Source organism: Serratia sp. PF-27, assembly GCF_030053255.1.
GTDB classification, from domain to species: domain Bacteria; phylum Pseudomonadota; class Gammaproteobacteria; order Enterobacterales; family Enterobacteriaceae; genus Serratia; species Serratia bockelmannii.
The window spans coordinates 120419-137143 of the sequence record NZ_JASGBT010000020.1; the positions used below are offsets into that span (position 1 = coordinate 120419).

At 61.2% G+C, this 16725-nt stretch carries 17 protein-coding genes; 7 read left to right on the top strand and 10 right to left on the bottom strand.

Annotation, left to right across the window (positions count from 1 at the left end):
- Positions 1-24 precede the first annotated feature (24 nt).
- The 3 genes from ptrR to fghA are packed head-to-tail and all read left to right on the top strand — an operon-like array spanning position 25 to position 2957.
- Positions 25-945, top strand: a complete 921-nt coding sequence (gene ptrR, locus QMZ29_RS13515) for a putrescine utilization regulator PtrR (protein ID WP_060432733.1) — start codon at positions 25-27, stop codon at positions 943-945.
- A 30-nt stretch (positions 946-975) separates the two neighbouring features.
- Entirely contained in the window at positions 976-2100 is a 1125-nt protein-coding gene (locus QMZ29_RS13520) for an S-(hydroxymethyl)glutathione dehydrogenase/class III alcohol dehydrogenase (RefSeq protein WP_016928454.1), read from the top strand.
- 14 nt (positions 2101-2114) lie between these two features.
- Positions 2115-2957 (top strand): S-formylglutathione hydrolase, encoded by an 843-nt coding sequence (fghA, locus tag QMZ29_RS13525; RefSeq protein WP_015377214.1) that lies wholly within the window; start codon positions 2115-2117, stop codon positions 2955-2957.
- Positions 2958-2991: 34 nt separating this feature from the next.
- On the opposite strand, the gene QMZ29_RS13530 is transcribed toward fghA, so the two are convergent.
- From QMZ29_RS13530 to QMZ29_RS13565, 8 genes are all read right to left on the bottom strand, one after another.
- Positions 2992-3300 (bottom strand): CcdB family protein, encoded by a 309-nt coding sequence (locus QMZ29_RS13530; RefSeq protein ID WP_025302144.1) that lies wholly within the window; start codon positions 3298-3300, stop codon positions 2992-2994.
- Between the two features lie 2 nt (positions 3301-3302).
- Entirely contained in the window at positions 3303-3545 is a 243-nt protein-coding gene (locus QMZ29_RS13535; protein WP_079449478.1) for a type II toxin-antitoxin system CcdA family antitoxin, read from the bottom strand.
- 81 nt (positions 3546-3626) lie between these two features.
- Positions 3627-4535, bottom strand: a complete 909-nt coding sequence (gene gsiD / locus QMZ29_RS13540; RefSeq protein WP_169540348.1) for a glutathione ABC transporter permease GsiD — start codon at positions 4533-4535, stop codon at positions 3627-3629.
- Positions 4536-4544: 9 nt separating this feature from the next.
- A complete protein-coding gene (gene gsiC, locus QMZ29_RS13545) occupies positions 4545-5465 on the bottom strand; it encodes a glutathione ABC transporter permease GsiC (RefSeq protein ID WP_025302141.1) in 921 nt (306 codons plus the stop codon).
- A gap of 52 nt (positions 5466-5517) precedes the next feature.
- Positions 5518-7053: a glutathione ABC transporter substrate-binding protein GsiB gene (gene gsiB / locus QMZ29_RS13550; RefSeq protein ID WP_261423894.1), complete on the bottom strand. Its 1536-nt coding sequence runs from the start codon at positions 7051-7053 to the stop codon at positions 5518-5520.
- Positions 7054-7076: 23 nt separating this feature from the next.
- Positions 7077-8951, bottom strand: coding sequence for a dipeptide ABC transporter ATP-binding protein (locus QMZ29_RS13555; protein ID WP_049208873.1), 1875 nt, complete (start codon positions 8949-8951; stop codon positions 7077-7079).
- Positions 8952-8970: 19 nt separating this feature from the next.
- The gene (locus QMZ29_RS13560) at positions 8971-9927 is read right to left on the bottom strand and encodes an isoaspartyl peptidase/L-asparaginase family protein (RefSeq protein WP_025302138.1); all 957 of its coding nucleotides are present in this window, start codon (positions 9925-9927) and stop codon (positions 8971-8973) included.
- Positions 9928-10284: 357 nt separating this feature from the next.
- Positions 10285-10821 (bottom strand): DUF924 family protein, encoded by a 537-nt coding sequence (locus tag QMZ29_RS13565; RefSeq protein ID WP_049295271.1) that lies wholly within the window; start codon positions 10819-10821, stop codon positions 10285-10287.
- Positions 10822-10978: 157 nt separating this feature from the next.
- On the opposite strand from QMZ29_RS13565, the gene moeA reads away from it, so the two are divergent.
- Together moeA and moeB are read left to right on the top strand one after the other, a co-directional pair.
- The gene (moeA, locus tag QMZ29_RS13570) at positions 10979-12217 is read left to right on the top strand and encodes a molybdopterin molybdotransferase MoeA (RefSeq protein ID WP_197769714.1); all 1239 of its coding nucleotides are present in this window, start codon (positions 10979-10981) and stop codon (positions 12215-12217) included.
- A gap of 2 nt (positions 12218-12219) precedes the next feature.
- On the top strand, positions 12220-12975 hold the full coding sequence (gene moeB / locus QMZ29_RS13575; RefSeq protein WP_197769715.1) for a molybdopterin-synthase adenylyltransferase MoeB: 756 nt from the start codon (positions 12220-12222) through the stop codon (positions 12973-12975).
- Positions 12976-13026: 51 nt separating this feature from the next.
- Here the strand turns inward: moeB and QMZ29_RS13580 are convergent, their stop codons facing one another.
- On the bottom strand, positions 13027-14619 hold the full coding sequence (locus QMZ29_RS13580; RefSeq protein ID WP_025302134.1) for an ABC-F family ATPase: 1593 nt from the start codon (positions 14617-14619) through the stop codon (positions 13027-13029).
- A gap of 181 nt (positions 14620-14800) precedes the next feature.
- On the opposite strand from QMZ29_RS13580, the gene QMZ29_RS13585 reads away from it, so the two are divergent.
- Together QMZ29_RS13585 and QMZ29_RS13590 are read left to right on the top strand one after the other, a co-directional pair.
- A complete protein-coding gene (locus QMZ29_RS13585; protein ID WP_197769716.1) occupies positions 14801-15445 on the top strand; it encodes an Ssp6 family T6SS pore-forming effector in 645 nt (214 codons plus the stop codon).
- Positions 15442-15657 (top strand): hypothetical protein, encoded by a 216-nt coding sequence (locus QMZ29_RS13590; RefSeq protein WP_025302132.1) that lies wholly within the window; start codon positions 15442-15444, stop codon positions 15655-15657. The genes QMZ29_RS13585 and QMZ29_RS13590 overlap by 4 nt, the downstream gene beginning before the upstream one ends.
- A gap of 86 nt (positions 15658-15743) precedes the next feature.
- On the opposite strand, the gene QMZ29_RS13595 is transcribed toward QMZ29_RS13590, so the two are convergent.
- Entirely contained in the window at positions 15744-16655 is a 912-nt protein-coding gene (locus QMZ29_RS13595; RefSeq protein ID WP_072269809.1) for an alpha/beta hydrolase family protein, read from the bottom strand.
- Positions 16656-16725 lie beyond the last annotated feature (70 nt).

Genomic DNA, 16725 nt, shown 5'->3' on the forward strand with positions numbered 1-16725 from the left:
AGTTCATCACGAAACGAGAATATTATGGATCTGACCCAGCTTCGCATGTTCTGCTGCGTAGCGGAAACCGGCTCGGTCGCCCGCGCCGCCGAGCAGCTGCACCGCGTGCCGTCGAACCTGACCACCCGGCTGCGCCAGCTTGAGCAGGAGCTGGGCGCCGATCTGTTTATCCGCGAAAAACAGCGCCTGCGCCTGTCGCCGATGGGCCATAACTTTCTGTGCTACGCCAACCGCATCCTGGCGCTGAGCGACGAGGCGATGAGCATCACCCACGCCGGTGAACCGGCGGGCAACTTCGCCCTCGGCTCGATGGAAAGCACCGCCGCCACCCGCCTGCCCTCGCTGCTGGCGGCTTACCACCAGCGTTTCTCGCAGGTTTCGCTGTCGCTGACCACCGGCACCTCCGGCGAAATCGCCGATCGGGTGCGCGCCGGCACGCTGGCGGCGGCGCTGGTCGACGGCCCGGTGCCCTATGACGAGCTGAACGGCTGCATCGCCTATCCTGAACATATGGTAGTGATCTCCTGTCTCGATCACGCGCCGATCCACAGCGCCAAAGACGCCAATGGCGAAACGCTGTTCGCCTTTCGCGCCAGCTGCTCCTACCGCCTGCGGCTGGAGGCCTGGTTCAAGCGCGAAGGCGCGCGGCCAGGGCAAATTATGGAGATCCAGTCCTATCACGCCATGCTGGCCTGCGTCGCCAGCGGCGCCGGGCTGGCGATGATCCCGCATTCGGTGCTCAGCCTGCTGCCGGGCCATGAGCGGGTTCGAGTTCACACCCTGCCGCCGGACGTGGCCGACACCGCCACCTGGCTGCTGTGGCGCCGCGACGCGTTCGGGCCGAACGTGCGCGCGCTGAAAGAGTTGATTATTGAACAGACGGAAACCGCCGCTGTTGATGAAAGCACCCCCAACGATTTATCAGACGTTTTCGATATCGCCTGATTTAAAAAGAAAACCACTGAGGAGACTATGATGGAGATGATCAAAACCCGCGCCGCCGTTGCCTGGGGCCCGAACCAGCCGCTGAAGATCGAAGAAGTCGAGCTGATGCCACCGCAAAAAGGCGAAGTACTGGTGCGGATCGTCGCCACCGGCGTTTGTCACACCGACGCCTACACCCTGTCCGGCAAAGATCCGGAAGGCGTGTTCCCGGCGATCCTCGGCCACGAGGGCGGCGGCGTGGTGGAAGCGGTCGGTGAAGGCGTCACCAGCGTGGCGGTCGGCGATCACGTGATCCCGCTCTACACCCCGGAGTGCGGCGAGTGCAAATTCTGTAAATCCGGCAAGACCAACCTGTGCCAGGCGATCCGCGCCACCCAGGGTAAAGGCCTGATGCCGGACGGCACCACCCGCTTCTTCAAGGACGGCAAGCCGATCTTCCACTACATGGGCACTTCCACCTTCTCCGAATACACCGTGGTGCCGGAGATTTCACTGGCGAAAATCAACAAGGAAGCGCCGCTGGAAGAAGTGTGCCTGCTGGGCTGTGGCGTCACCACCGGCATGGGCGCGGTGATGAACACCGCCAAAGTGCAGCCGGGCGACACCGTGGCGATCTTCGGCCTGGGCGGCATCGGCCTGTCGGCGATCATCGGCGCGCAGATGGCCGGCGCGGGCCGCATCATCGGCATCGACATCAACACCAGCAAGTTCGATCTGGCGCGCAAGCTGGGCGCTACCGATCTGATCAACCCGAAAGACTATGACAAACCGATTCAGGAGGTGATCGTCGAGCTGACCGACGGCGGCGTCGACTTCTCCTTCGAGTGCATCGGCAACGTCAACGTGATGCGTTCCGCGTTGGAGTGCTGCCACAAGGGCTGGGGGGAATCGGTGATCATCGGCGTCGCGGGCGCCGGCGAAGAGATCTCGACCCGGCCGTTCCAGCTGGTCACCGGCCGCGTCTGGCGCGGCTCGGCATTCGGCGGCGTCAAGGGCCGTTCGCAGCTGCCGGGCATCGTCGAGCGCTATCTGGACGGCGAATTCGCGCTGAACGACTTTATCACCCACACCATGGGGCTGGAGCAGATCAACGAAGCGTTCGATTTGATGCACGAAGGCAAATCGATCCGTTCCGTCATCCACTTCGACAAATAAGCCAGGAGGCAGAGATGACGCTGTCATTGGAACTTCTCGAAGAGCACCGCATGTTCGGCGGCTGGCAACAGCGTTATCGCCACGCGGCGCAGAGCCTGAATTGCAACATGACATTCAGCATCTACCTGCCGCCGCCGCGCGATGACAACCCGCCGCCGGTGCTGTACTGGCTGTCGGGGCTGACCTGCAACGACGAGAACTTCACGTTGAAAGCCGGCGCGCAGCGCATCGCCGCCGAGCTGGGCCTGGTGCTGGTGATGCCGGACACCAGCCCGCGCGGTGACGAGGTGCCGAACGACGAAGGTTACGATCTGGGCCAGGGCGCCGGGTTCTACCTGAACGCCACCCAGGCGCCGTGGGATCGCCACTTCCGCATGTACGACTACATCAGCGCCGAACTGCCGGCGCTGATCGAACAGCACTTCAGCGTCAGCGATCGTCAGTCGATCTTCGGCCACTCGATGGGCGGCCACGGCGCGCTGATGATGGCGTTTCGCAATCCGCAGCGCTTCCGCTCGGTATCGGCGTTCGCGCCGATCGTCAACCCGTGCCAGGTGCCGTGGGGCCGCAAGGCGTTCACCGCCTATCTGGGCAGCGACGAGAGCCAGTGGCTGCAGTACGACAGCTGCCATCTGCTGGCCAGCGGCGCGGAAAAAATGCCGGTCCTTATCGATCAGGGCGATGACGACCAGTTCCTGGCCGATCAGCTGCAGCCGGCGCGGCTGGCCGAACTGGCGCGCCAGCGCGACTGGCCGCTGACGCTGCGCATTCAGCCGGGGTACGATCACAGCTACTTCACCATCGCCACCTTCGTGGAAGATCACCTGCGCTTCCACGCCGAGCACCTGTTCCGCTGATAAAAATCCGGGCGGTTTAACCGCCCGGATTTATTCAAAAGCCATCAATCAGAAAATCGATAGCGGCTTTAATTTGATTCCTGTGCTCATTGACATTACCAACGGCCTTCCCAATCTGCGAAATACGTACGGCAGCCATCTCATGCGTCATAACAAGAAACTTTTCGCCGTTGACCTCAATCTCCGGGCATAAACGTGCAGAAATTTTAACCCTGACGTTATCCAAAGCATAAAGGGGGATCATTAACCGGGTCGAGAGGACATCAATAAGATCGCTTTGAACGTCCAGTAAGTAGGGATAGGCTGATGCCGGATACGTATTGTCATATACGGTAAATTGCATATTTAAAATGTCCGATATTCATCAGACAACAAACCATTTTCTTCAGTGATACGATTAAGTTCTTCTAAGGCCGCGCGATTTTGCTCGCGCCACTGTTGAATCTCAATATCCCTGACGCGGACGCTCAATGCGTCCGTCAATACGGATGACACATTGACGCCCAGGGATTTTGCGCGCTGGAAAAGATCGCGATCGATGGTTACGTTGACTGTCTTTTTCGTCACATTGCTATTTGCCATATCCATACCTCATCCCTGTAATATACACGGGTCAAATTTTCATCAATTATACTCGTAAAACAGGGGTATGCCAATTCAGCGATGCCCTCACCCCTTCAATTTCGGATCGAGCGCGTCGCGCAATCCGTCACCCAACAGGTTGAACGCCAGCACGGTGATGAATATCGCCAGGCTGGGGAAGATCGCCACGTGCGGCGCGATCACCATATCGGCGCGCGCTTCGTTGAGCATCGCCCCCCACTCCGGCGTCGGCGGTTGGGCGCCCAGGCCCAAAAACGACAGGCTGGCGGCGGTGATGATCGAGGTGCCGATGCGCAGGGTGAAATAGACCACGATCGAAGACAGGGTGCCTGGCAGGATGTGCCGCAGGATGATGGTCCAGTCCGAGGCGCCGATGCTGCGCGCCGACTCGATATAGGTCAGGTGCTTCAGCACCAGCGTATTGCCGCGCACCAGGCGGGCGAAGGCCGGAATGCTAAAGATCGCCACCGCGACGATCACGTTGGCCATGCCGCTGCCCATGATCGCCACCACGCCGATCGCCAGCAAAATGCCGGGAAACGCGAACAGCACGTCGCAGACGCGCATGGTGAGGCGATCCCACCAGCCTTCATAGTAACCGGCCAGCAGCCCCAGCAGGGTGCCGATCGCCCCGCCCGCCAGCACCGAGAACACCCCGGCCGCCAGCGAAATGCGCGCGCCCATCAGGATGCGGCTGAAAATATCGCGTCCGAGGGAATCCACCCCCAACCAGTGCATCAGCGAAGGCCCTTCGTTCAGCCGGTCGTAATCGAAATAGTTTTCCGCATCGAACGGCGCCAGATAAGGCGCCAGCAGCGCCGCCGCAATCAGCAGCAGCACCAACAGGCCGGCGACCAGCGCCGCCCGCTGGCGGCGAAAACGCCGCCAAAACTCGCCCCACGGCGTGCGTACCGCGTTGGGGTCGATAAGCGGCATCGCCTTCAGTGCGGCGTTGCGCCGCCAATGCTTAATCATGCCGCCTCCTCATTGGTAACGAATCGCCGGGTTGATCGCCGCGTACAACATATCCACCAGCAGGTTGATCAGGATGAACTCCAGCGAGAACAGCAGCACCTCGGCCTGGATCACCGGGTAATCGCGCATCTCCACCGAGTCCACCAGCAAGCGCCCCAGCCCCGGCCAGTTGAACACCTTCTCCACCACGATCGAACCGCCGAGCAGGAAGCCGAACTGCAGCCCCATCATGGTCACTACCGGGATCATCGCGTTGCGCAGGCCGTGCTTCATCACCACCACGCTTTCCCGAACGCCCTTGGCGCGCGCGGTGCGCATGTAGTCCTCCTGCAACACCTCGACGAACGAAGCGCGGGTAAAACGCGCCATCACCGCCGCCACCGCCGCCCCCAAGGTGATAGAAGGCAGAATGTAGTGCCGCCAGCTGTCGGCGCCCACCGTCGGCAGCCACCCCAGCTCGACCGAGAACACCTGCATCAGCAGCATGCCGAGCGCAAAGGCCGGGAACGAGATCCCCGATACCGCCAGCGTCATGCCGAGACGATCCGGCCAACGGTTACGCCACACCGCCGACACCACGCCGATCGCCAGGCCGAACGCTACCGCCCACAGCATGCTGGCGACGGTCAGCCAGAAGGTCGGCATAAAGCGCGAGGCGATCTCTTCGCTCACCGGGCGCTTGGACACCATCGAGATGCCGAAGTCGCCCCGCAGCGCGTTGACGAAAAAGTGCGCGAACTGCTGCGGCAGCGGCTTATCCAACCCCAGATCCTTGCGCACCAGCTGCACCACCGCCTCGTCGGCCTCCGGCCCCGCCGCCAGCCGCGCCGGATCGCCCGGCAGCAGGTGGACGAACAGGAACACCAGCACCGCCACGATCAGCAGCGTCGGGATCAGGCCCAGCAGTCGTTTCAGAAAATAATTGAGCATCTCATTCCTTCCCCCACCTGCCGCCGTCTGGCCGCAGGCGGGGATGGGCGCCTTATTTCAGATCGGCGTTATCAAAGTTGAACGAGGTATCCGGCATCACGTAGAAGCCGCTCAGCTGTTTGCTGTTGGCCGACAACAGACGTTCGGTCGCCAGGAAGATCCAGGGCGCGTCGGCCCAGATGCGATCCTGTGCATCCTGATACAGTTTCTGCTTCTCGGCGCGATCGGTGGTCGCCAGCGCGTCGGTCAGATCCTTGTCCACCTGCGGGTTGCTGTAGAACGCGGTGTTGAACTGCTTCGGCGGCGCCGCCTGGGTGGAGAACAGCGGCGACAGCGCCCAGTCCGCTTCCCCGGTCGAGGCCGACCAGCCGGTGTAGAACAGCCGCACGCCGGTGTCTTTCACCCCGACGCTCTCCACCTGCGCCGCGCGCTGCCCGACATCCATCGCCGTCACCGTCACTTTCACCCCCACCTGCGCCAGCTGCTGTTGGGTGAACTGCAGCACTTTCTGCGCGGTGCTGTGGTTGTGGGACGACCACAGCGTGGTGGTGAAGCCGTTCGGGTAGCCGGCCTCTTTCAACAGCTCGCGCGCCTTGGCCGGATCGTACGGCCACGGCTTATAGCGGGCGGCGAAATCGATGGCCGGGGGCACCGGCCCTTCCGCCGGCACCGCATAACCGGCGAACGCCACCTTGATCAGCGCGTCCTTGTTAATCGCGTAGTTGAGCGCCTGGCGCACCTTCGGGTTGTCGAACGGCTTTTGAGTGACGTTCATGCTGATGTAACGCTGCAGGATCGACGGCGCAGCCACCACGTCCAGCTTGGCGTTGCCCTCCAGCACCTTGGCCTGCTCGTAAGGGATCGGGAAGGCGAAGGTCGCCTCGCCGGTCTGCAGCATCGCCGCGCGGGTGTTGTTATCCACCACCGGGCGCCAGGTGATGCTGTCGAGCTTCGGCAGCCCCGGCTGCCAGTAGCCGTCGAACTTCTTCACCTTGACGAAATCGGTCTGGTTCCAGGTCACGAACTGATACGGCCCGGTGCCGACCGGGTGGAAACCGATCTCTTTGCCGTATTGCTTCAGCGCCGCCGGGGAGATGATCGCCGCCGCCGGGTGCGCCAGATTGTTGACGAACGCCGAGAACGGCGCCTTCAGCACGATCTTCACCGTATTGGCGTCCACCGCCTCGGTTTTGTCGATCATCTTGAACAGGTTGTAGCGCTTGAGGTGGCTGTCCGGGTTACTGGCGCGATCGAGGTTGGCCTTCACCGCCTCGGCGTTGAACGCGGTGCCGTCGTGGAATTTAATGCCCTGACGCAGTTTGACGGTATAGGTCAAGCCGTCTTTGCTGACCTCATAGCTGTCCGCCAGCACGTTCACCAGCTTCATGTCCTTGTCGAAGCCGAACAACCCCTGATAGAAAGACTTGGCCACCGCCTGCGACAGCGTGTCGTTGGCGTCGTAAGGATCAAGAGTGGTGAAATTGGACGCCACGGCAATCACCGCGTCCTTCGCCGCCCAAACCGGGCCGGTTCCCGCCGCCAGCAGTATGGCGGCCAACAGCGCATTGCGTTTGAATGTGTGCTTCATGTCGCTTGTCTCTCCTGAGGTCTTTAAAAAGCACCGGCGATCGGGTGGCGGGCGACAAAGTGCCCGGCGCCAACCTGCACCAGCGGTGCGGTAACGGGTTCATCGCCCAGTGCGCGCACTGGGCTCGGGATCTCATCGGCCGGCAGCGGCTGCCGTTTGTGGGCATGAGCGGGATCGGCTACCGGCACCGCCGCCATCAACTTGCGGGTATAGGGGTGCTGCGGATTGTCGAATACCGCCTGCCGCGGGCCGATCTCGACAATTTGCCCGAGGTACATCACCGCCACCCGGTGGCTGATACGCTCCACCACCGCCATGTCGTGTGAAATGAACAGAAAAGCGATGCCGAACTCACGCTGCAGATCGAGCAGCAGATTGACGATCTGCGCCTGAATCGACACGTCCAGCGCCGAGACCGCTTCATCGGCGATCACCACTTTCGGGTTCAGCGCCAGCGCGCGCGCGATGCAGATGCGTTGGCGCTGGCCGCCGGAAAATTCGTGCGGATAGCGGCGCGCATGCTCCGGCTGCAGACCGACGCGTTCCAGCAGCCAGGCCACCCGCCGTTCCGCCTCACGGCCGCGCATCACGTTGTGCACCAACAGCGGCTCCATGATGGAGAAACCGACCGTCAGGCGCGGATCGAGCGAGGCGTAAGGATCTTGAAAGATGAACTGAATATCGCGCCGCAGATGCTGCAGCGCCGACCCCTTCAATTGGTCTATCCGCCGCCCGGCGAAGTTGATGGTGCCGCTCTGGCTGTCCACCAGCTTCAGCAAAGCGCGCCCGGTGGTGGACTTACCGCAGCCGGACTCGCCCACCAGCCCCAGCGTCTCGCCAGGGTAAAGATCGAAACTGACGTTTTCTACCGCGTGCACCCGGCGAGTGACCCGATTGAACAACCCGCCGCGCAGATCAAAACGCGTGACCAGATGCTCCACCCGCAGGATCGGCGCAGCGTCTGGCGGCACGGTATCCTGCGGCGCCGTATCCCCCTCGCCATCCGCCAGCGGAAACTTCGCCGGCAGCGGCCGATCGGCCATCTCCCCCAGCTTCGGCACCGCCGCCAGCAGCGCCCGGGTATAGGCCTGTTGCGGCGCGGCGAATAATTCACGCACTCGATTCTGTTCCACCTGCTCGCCGCGGCGCATCACCAGCACCCGGTCGGCTATCTCTGCCACCACGCCCATGTCGTGAGTGATGAAGATCACCCCCATCTGCATCTCCTGTTGCAGCACGCGGATCAGCTGCAGGATCTGCGCCTGAATGGTGACGTCGAGGGCGGTAGTGGGTTCATCGGCAATCAGCAACGCCGGCTTGCAAGAGAGCGCCATAGCGATCATCACCCGCTGGCGCATGCCGCCGGAAAGCTGATGCGGGTAACGCCCCAGCACCTCTTTGGCCTCCGGAATGCGCACCAGATCGAGCATGCGCAGCGCCTCCTGACGCGCGCTGCGGTGGTCCATGCCCTGATGCAGGCGCAGCGATTCGGCGATCTGCTCGCCGACCGGAAATACCGGGTTGAGCGAGGTCATCGGCTCCTGGAAGATCATCGCCATGTCGGCGCCGCGCACCGTGCGCAGCGTGCTCTGCGAGGCATGCGCCAGCTCGAGCAACGCGCCGTCGCGCCGGCGCAGCGTCATGGCGCCGCTGACGATGCGCCCACCGCCCTGCTCCACCAGCCGCATCAGTCCCAGTGAAGTCACCGATTTGCCAGAGCCGGACTCACCGACGATCGCCAGCGTCTCGCCGCGATCGAGATCGAACGACAGGTTGCGCACCGCTTCCACGGCGCCGTCCGCTTGAGGAAAACGGATGCTCAGATCGCGCACCGTCAGCACCCGCTGCGGCGGCAATGACAACCCGTCGCCGGCGGGCCGGAATGAAACGTCGGTCATACACCCTCCCGGTGAACGCTTAGCGATAAATCCCGACGGACGGCGCATCGCCGACATAACCAAAACCGCGATACATCCCCTCGCAGTTAAACGGCAGCGCGATATTGCCGTGGCGATCGACGGCGATCATGCCGCCGCTGCCACCCAGTGCAGGCAGCTTCTCCATCACCACCCGATCGCTGGCCGCCTGCAGGCTGAGGCCGCCGTATTCGATCAGGGCGGAGACGTCATAGGCCGCCACGCCGCGCATGAAGATCTCGCCGGTGCCGGTGCTGGAGACCGCCACAGTGGCGTTGTTGGCATAGCAACCGGCGCCGATAATCGGCGTGTCGCCCACTCGCCCTGCCTGCTTGTTGGTCATGCCGCCGGTGGAGGTGGCGGCGGCAAGGTTGCCCAGCGCATCCAGCGCCACCGCGCCGACGGTGCCGAATTTGCGATCGGGATCGAGCGGATCGCCGGCCTGTGCCGCGCCGTCGTGATCGAGCAATACCCGGCCCTGCTCCGCCTGGGCGCGGTGCAGCTGATCAAAGCGTTCTTGGGTAAAGAAGAAGTCGGGAGTAACCATTTCCAGTCCGTGGGCGGCGGCAAACTTCTCGGCGCCTTCGGCGGCAAACAGCACGTGTTCGCTGTTTTCCAGCACCGCGCGCGCCGCCAGCACCGGGTTGCGGATATGGCTGACGCCGGCGACAGCGCCGGCGTCGCAGGTGCGGCCGTCCATCACGCAGGCATCCAGTTCGTGGGTGCCCTGATGGGTAAACACCGAGCCTTTGCCGGCGTTGAACAGCGGGCACTCTTCGAGCAGCCGCACCGCTTCGGTCACCGCATCCAGCGCGCTACCGCCCTGTGCCAATACCGCCTGCCCGGCGGCCACGATCTCGGACAGCGCCTGGATATACTGCCGTTCTTTTTCCGCACTCAGCGCCGCCCGGGTAATTGCGCCCGCGCCGCCATGAATGGCAATCACTGGTTTGCTCATTTGCCTGACACCCTGTGTTAATCCCGCCGTTGCGCAGCGAATAAGCTGAGCGCGGTATCATTATTATTCAGTCTTTTCGACTCTATTTAGTCCTACAGTGGAAGTACAGCATAACGTCCACGTCCCGCTTTTAGCGTAGCGCGCTTAGACCATTTCGCACCTTGAAATAGCTTATTGGAATAAAAACAGCAGGTTATAAAAAGCAGTAAACCGCTGGTAGTGCGGCTGGGATTATTGGTAATTTCGCGAGAGGAAATAGCGGTAGAGCGTAATGAAATAAACGTTCGCGCTGAGTAACGCTTATTGCGGCGCCCGGCCTGCTGTTTTTTACCCGGCCGGGCGCAGATAATCCAACGATTAAAAACCCGAGCCGGGCTGCCGTAAAAAGGCCTCTTCTTCCGGCGTGCTGGTGCGCCCCAATATCGCATTGCGATGCGGGTAGCGGCCGAAACGATCGATGATCGCCTTATGCCGCAGCTCGAACTCCAACTGGTCACCGTTATTGAGCTCGGTATACAGCACCAGCGCCTGCTGGTGGATCAGCGGCGATTCCGAATGCATGAACGGTAGATAGAGAAAACCTCGCTGCTCGCGGCTCAGCCGTTCGCACTCGCCGCTGCGGATCGCCTCCTGCGCCAGGACCAGCGCCATGCCGTCGCAGGCAAACGACTGCGGCGTGCCGCGGAACAGGTTGCGGCTGAACTGATCGAGCACGATCACCTCCGCCAGGCGTCCTTCGATGGTGTCGCGCCAGTGCGCCAGCTCCCCCGCCGCCGCCGCCCGCCAGATTTCGCCGAAACGGCTGTGCAGCAGACGATCGAAATCGTCGTCCTTTTTGAACCACATCACCGGTTCGATCTCGTCGAACCAGAACTCGATAACCTGTTTATGCATCATGATCCTCCTCTGTTTTACCCAGTTTATACCCGTTCGCGCTTCCGGCGCAGTGCGAAAGATGGCGGGCATAACCCGTTCTCCCCCCCGGCGTTCTCTGCCATAATACCCGCACTTTGTCGCTATCAATGCGCACCCTGATTACGGAGTTCCCCTTATGGATCATTGCCATACTTCCGATCTCATCTCCCTGGAGCAAGCGCTGGAAAAAATGCTCGGGCAGATCGCCCCGCTGCAGCAGACCGAATCCGTCGCCCTGACCGCCGCCGCCGGCCGCATCACCGCCGCGCCGGCGGTCTCGCCGCTCGACGTGCCGCCGTTCGCCAACTCGGCGATGGACGGCTATGCGGTGCGCCTCGCCGATCTGGCGGCCAATGCGCCGCTGCCGGTCGCCGGGAAAGCCTTCGCCGGCGCGCCGTTCGACGGCCAATGGCCGGCCAACAGCTGCGTGCGCATCATGACCGGCGCGCCGATCCCGGCCGGGGCGGACGCGGTGATCATGCAGGAGCAGGCCGAAGTGAGCGACCAGGGCGTGCGTTTTACCGCACCGGTTGAAGCCGGCCAGAATATCCGTTTGGCGGGTGAAGACATTCGCCAAGGCGCGAGCGTGTTGCCAGCCGGCGTGAAGCTAGGCGCCGCGCAGCTGCCGCTGCTGGCTTCGCTCGGCGTCGCCGAAGTGCAGGTAATGCGTAAGCTGAAGGTCGCGGTGTTCTCCACCGGCGACGAACTGCTGCCGGTCGGCCAGCCGCTGCAGGCGGGCCAAATCTATGATACCAACCGCTTCGCGGTGCGCCTGATGCTGGAACAGCTGGGCTGCGAGGTGCTCGATCTCGGCATTATCCGCGACGATCGCGATGCGCTGCGCGACGCCTTCACACAGGCGGACAGCCAGGCCGACGTAGTGATCAGCAGCGGCGGCGTCTCGGTCGGCGAGGCCGACTACACCAAACAGATGCTGGACGAGCTGGGCCAGGTCAGCTTCTGGAAGCTGGCGATCAAACCCGGCAAACCGTTCGCCTTTGGCAAACTGGGCCACGCCTGGTTCTGCGGCCTGCCGGGCAACCCGGTTTCCGCCGCCCTGACCTTCTACCAACTGGTGCAACCGCTGCTGGCGAAGCTGGCCGGTCACAGTGACTGGCGCCTGCCGCCGCGCCTGCGCGCACGGGCGCTAACCCCGCTGAAGAAATCGCCGGGCCGCCTCGATTTTCAGCGCGGGGTGTTCAGCAGCAACGCCGCGGGTGAACTGGAGGTCAGCACTACCGGCCACCAGGGCTCGCACGTCTTCAGCTCCTACAGCCAGGGCAACTGTTTCATCGTGCTGGAGCGCGAACGCGGTTCGGTGGCGGTAGGCGAAACGGTGGAGATCGAGCCGTTCAACGCCCTGCTGAGGAGCTGAACATGCTGCCGGAATTGACCGACGCCGAAGCGCTGCGCTACAACCGCCAGATCGTGCTGCGCGGCTTTGACTTCGACGGCCAGGAGAAGCTGAAGGCCGCCCGCGTGCTGATCGCCGGGCTGGGCGGGCTGGGCTGCGCCGCCGCGCCATATCTGGCGGCGGCCGGCGTCGGCCATCTGGTGCTGGTGGATTTCGACACCGTCTCGCTCTCCAACCTGCAGCGCCAGATCCTGCACCGCGACGATCGCATCGGCCAGAGCAAAGTCGCCTCTGCCAGGCGGGAACTGAGCGCCATCAATCCGCATATCCGCATCGATGCCATCGACGGCCGTCTGGAAGATGACGCGGTTGCGGCAGAGATCGCCGCCTGCGATCTGGCGCTGGACTGCACCGACAACGTGGCGGCGCGCGATGCCCTGAACCGCCTGTGCCACGCGCAGCGCAAGCCGCTGGTTTCCGGTGCGGCGATCCGCATGGAAGGCCAGCTCAGCGTGTTCACCTATCAGCCGGGCGAACCCTGCTACCGCTGCCTGAGCCGGCTGTTCGGCGACAGCGCCCTCACCTGCGTGGAAGCGGGCGTGATGGCGCCGCTGGTCGGCACCATCGGCACTCTGCAGGCGATGGAAGCCATCAAGCTGCTGGCCGACTATGGTCAGCCGCTGCGCGGCAAGCTGTTGATGTTCGATGCGATGAGCATGCAGTTCCGCGAGATGAAGCTGCCGAAGGATCCGCACTGCGAAGTGTGCGGCGGGGAATGACGGATAAAAAAAGGGCGGGATAATTCCCGCCCTGATGCGTTACCGCGAGGGTTACACGATGCCCTGGCTGCGCAGATAGTCTTCGTAGTTGCCGGTAAAGTCGATCACCTTGTTCGGGGTGATTTCCAGAATCCGGGTCGCCAGCGAGCTGACGAACTCACGGTCGTGGGAGACGAAGATCAGCGTGCCTTCGTACATCTCCAGCGCCATGTTCAGCGATTCGATGGATTCCATATCCAAGTGGTTGGTCGGTTCGTCCATCACCAGAATATTCGGGCGCTGCATCATCAGCTTGCCGAACAGCATGCGGCCCTTCTCACCACCGGATAGCACCTTCACGCGCTTCTTGATGTCGTCCTGGCTGAACAGCAAACGGCCCAGCACACTGCGCACCGCCTGCTCGTCGTCTTTTTCCTGCTTCCACTGGCTCATCCAGTCGAACACGGTCAGGGTGTCGTCGAACTCGTATTCGTGATCCTGCGCGTAATAACCGATACGGGCATTTTCCGACCACTTCACGGTGCCGCTGTCCGGCTGCGCGTCGCCCACCAGCGTTTTCAGCAGGGTGGTTTTACCGATGCCGTTGGCACCCAGCACCGCGACCTTCTCGCCCACTTCCACCATCAGGTTCAGCTTGTTGAACAGCGGGCCTTCGTCGAAGCCCTTGGTGAGCGCTTCCACTTCCAATGCGTTACGGAACAGCTTTTTGTCCTGCTCGAAACGGATGAACGGGTTCTGGCGGCTGGAGGCTTTCACCTCTTCCAGCTGGATCTTGTCGATCTGGCGGGCGCGCGACGTGGCCTGCTTGGATTTGGAGGCGTTGGCGCTAAAGCGGCTGACGAACGATTGCAGCTCGCTGATCTGCGCTTTCTTCTTAGCGTTGTCCGCCATCAAACGCTCACGCGCCTGGGTGGCGGCGGTCATGTATTCGTCGTAGTTGCCCGGGTAGACGCGCAGCTCGCCGTAGTCCAGATCCGCCATGTGGGTGCAGACCATGTTCAGGAAGTGACGGTCGTGCGAGATGATGATCATGGTGCTGTTGCGTTCGTTCAGCACCTGCTCCAGCCAACGAATGGTGTCGATGTCCAGGTTGTTGGTTGGTTCGTCGAGCAACAGGATTTCCGGATCGGAGAACAGCGCCTGCGCCAGCAACACGCGCAGCTTGAAGCCCGGTGCGATTTCGCTCATCGGGCCATAGTGCTGTTCCACCGGAATGCCCACGCCAAGCAGCAGTTCGCCGGCACGCGCTTCGGCGGTATAACCGTCCATTTCGCCGTAGGCCACTTCCAGGTCGGCTACTTTATAGCCGTCTTCTTCGCTCATCTCCGCCAATGCGTAGATGCGGTCGCGCTCTTCCTTCACCGCCCACAGTTCGGTGTGACCCATGATCACGGTGTCCAGCACGCTGTACTGCTCGAAGGCGAACTGATCCTGACGCAGTTTACCCAGGCGCTCGTTCGGATCGAGGAACACGTTGCCGCCGCTCGGCACCAGATCGCCGCCGAGGATTTTCATAAAGGTGGACTTGCCGCAGCCGTTGGCGCCGATCAGGCCGTAACGGTTGCCGCCGCCGAATTTAACAGAGATGTTTTCAAACAACGGCTTACTGCCGAACTGCATGGTGATGTTGTTAGTGCTTAACACAGCGCTCGCTCTTTATACATAGGGAATGTGATTTGGCGCGCATTATGCCACAACGGGGTGCAGAGATCGCGGGAAGTTTCGGTGACATTTTGAGCGTCAGGCTGGTGCCGTTTGCCGGTGGGCATTGGCTTGCGTACAAAAAGTCTGCTAGATTCGGCGGTTCATATTGAAAAGGATTTCTATGAAAAGCGCAAAGCAGATAGCCAACGACATGGCGGATGCCGTAAACATTGACAGCAATTTAGTGCGCGGGTTTGCACAAGGTTTTATCAGCGTACCGGTCGATTTCTACTACCTGGGCTACGACTATATTGATACTGAAAACAGATGGTTAAACTCGCAAGATAAAGAGCGATTTATCAGACTCATCAAGTCAGGCCTGGCCAATAAAGCAAGCATCGAGAAAGTGGCTCATATCTTCATCGAAAACTTCGCCAGTAAGGTCAAGTTTGAAGATGTTAAGGACATGACCATAAGAACATCAGGCAAACTCATCGGCAAATTCGCCTTTAATCAGTTAGCCACCGCAAACATGGGATATATATTCTCTAAACAAATCATCCCACGGTTTGTCTCCGGTGTTGCCGTTGGCTCAATTCTCACCGCTGGGGCAAGCATATCGCGCTCTGTCTATACATCACGCGACTTGAGGGCAAGAAACTCACGGATGTATGATCAACTCAGACGCCTGGGAAACCTCGATCTGCTGTACTTTCTGTTAGAAAACAAAGTCCGACCATTCGAGGATGCCGTCTCGGTTTGGGAAAGAGATCGAAAGAAATTCAACCAAATTTGTCAGTACTTTTTTGCAAAGGTTAACGTATGAAGAACTTTATGCTGGCGGCTTTATCCAGAATTATTCAGGGCATTGGGTGCGGCGTTGTGGCCCTCTCGCTGTTAGCCATTGTCTGGTTCATGTTTTATTCCGACGATAGTTTTAAGTATCTGTGGGTTGCGACCTCCATAGCTGGAATTTTCTTAGGGTATTTCATTTTCAGGTTTGCGGTTAAAAAAATACACGACGGAAGCCCTGATTAAATAACATTGTGTTCAATTGAGCAGCAGATCACTCAGTCCAAAGAAACTCGCGTCAATTATTACATAGTTTGTCCTAATACCGACGCTCAGCGCAGCTGCTTCTCCAGCCACGCGCGCATATCCGCCACCACCCGCGTCATTTCACTCTCGCCATTTTCGCGCCGCATCACATGGTCTAAAGCCGGATAATTCAGGTAAGTGATATTCGTTTTGCCGTCGGCCCGCAGCTCGGCGATCATTTTCCCTACCGCCCCCGGCGAAACGGCGCGATCCTGGTCACCCTGCACGATCAGCACCGGCGTCTTGATGCTGCGCAGGGTGGCAAGCTGATCGATGTTCAGCATGCCATGCCACCAGGCATAGCCATGATCGCTGGCGTTCAGGGGGAACGGCGGCGCCGTCAGCACCTGCTGTAAAAATGCGTTCAGCCCGGCTTTCTCTTCTTTTGGCGCGTCGGCCACGCTGTGGCGCACATCGTCAATAAACCAGCGTCCGCCGCCGCTGAACGCCAGGGTGGCGTCAACCAGGCCCGAGGAGGCCGTCACCAGATTGGCGATCACCGCCCCTTCGCTGCCCCCCAGCACCGCGACCTTTTGATAGCCGTTGCGCGCACTCACCGCCTGCAGTACCTGGGTGACATCGCTCACCCGCCGCTGCGGCGTATCATGCTGCACGAAAGCGTCCGGGCAATCCTGCCGCGGCACCTCTTCGCGGTACGGCAAGGTGTCGTCGATGCCGTATTTCTCCACCGTCAGCAGATCTGCGGCGGGTAACACCTGCCGCATCGGCGTGACCAGGCGGATATGCCGCACGCTGTTGCAATCCGAACCTTGCAGGATCACCAACAGCGCCGCCGACGATTGCCCGGGCACCGCAGCGTCCAGATAGTAATGAATACTCGAACCATCCTCCCGCGGCAGCGTCAGCGCTGCAGATTGCGCCATCGCCAGCCCGCTCCACAGCGCCAATACGCTCAGCATGCCTGTCGCCACTCTCATCACTTGCTCCTCTTCCCTGTTGCGTTCGGTTAATTCGTCTTTTCTGGTCTACGCTTCATGCCAATCACGT

Bases quoted from the DNA above. Each gene is read 5' to 3' on its own strand.
- QMZ29_RS13520 (WP_016928454.1), top strand. From the start codon at position 976: ATGGAGATGATCAAAACCCGCGCCGCCGTTGCCTGGGGCCCGAACCAG.
- gsiB (WP_261423894.1), bottom strand. From the start codon at position 7,053: ATGAAGCACACATTCAAACGCAATGCGCTGTTGGCCGCCATACTGCTG.
- QMZ29_RS13585 (WP_197769716.1), top strand. From the start codon at position 14,801: ATGAAAAGCGCAAAGCAGATAGCCAACGACATGGCGGATGCCGTAAAC.
- QMZ29_RS13565 (WP_049295271.1), bottom strand. From the start codon at position 10,821: ATGCATAAACAGGTTATCGAGTTCTGGTTCGACGAGATCGAACCGGTG.
- fghA (WP_015377214.1), top strand. From the start codon at position 2,115: ATGACGCTGTCATTGGAACTTCTCGAAGAGCACCGCATGTTCGGCGGC.
- QMZ29_RS13530 (WP_025302144.1), bottom strand. From the start codon at position 3,300: ATGCAATTTACCGTATATGACAATACGTATCCGGCATCAGCCTATCCC.
- QMZ29_RS13590 (WP_025302132.1), top strand. From the start codon at position 15,442: ATGAAGAACTTTATGCTGGCGGCTTTATCCAGAATTATTCAGGGCATT.
- ptrR (WP_060432733.1), top strand. From the start codon at position 25: ATGGATCTGACCCAGCTTCGCATGTTCTGCTGCGTAGCGGAAACCGGC.
- QMZ29_RS13595 (WP_072269809.1), bottom strand. From the start codon at position 16,655: ATGAGAGTGGCGACAGGCATGCTGAGCGTATTGGCGCTGTGGAGCGGG.
- QMZ29_RS13560 (WP_025302138.1), bottom strand. From the start codon at position 9,927: ATGAGCAAACCAGTGATTGCCATTCATGGCGGCGCGGGCGCAATTACC.
- gsiC (WP_025302141.1), bottom strand. From the start codon at position 5,465: ATGCTCAATTATTTTCTGAAACGACTGCTGGGCCTGATCCCGACGCTG.
- gsiD (WP_169540348.1), bottom strand. From the start codon at position 4,535: ATGATTAAGCATTGGCGGCGCAACGCCGCACTGAAGGCGATGCCGCTT.
- QMZ29_RS13555 (WP_049208873.1), bottom strand. From the start codon at position 8,951: ATGACCGACGTTTCATTCCGGCCCGCCGGCGACGGGTTGTCATTGCCG.
- moeA (WP_197769714.1), top strand. From the start codon at position 10,979: ATGGATCATTGCCATACTTCCGATCTCATCTCCCTGGAGCAAGCGCTG.
- moeB (WP_197769715.1), top strand. From the start codon at position 12,220: ATGCTGCCGGAATTGACCGACGCCGAAGCGCTGCGCTACAACCGCCAG.
- QMZ29_RS13535 (WP_079449478.1), bottom strand. From the start codon at position 3,545: ATGGATATGGCAAATAGCAATGTGACGAAAAAGACAGTCAACGTAACC.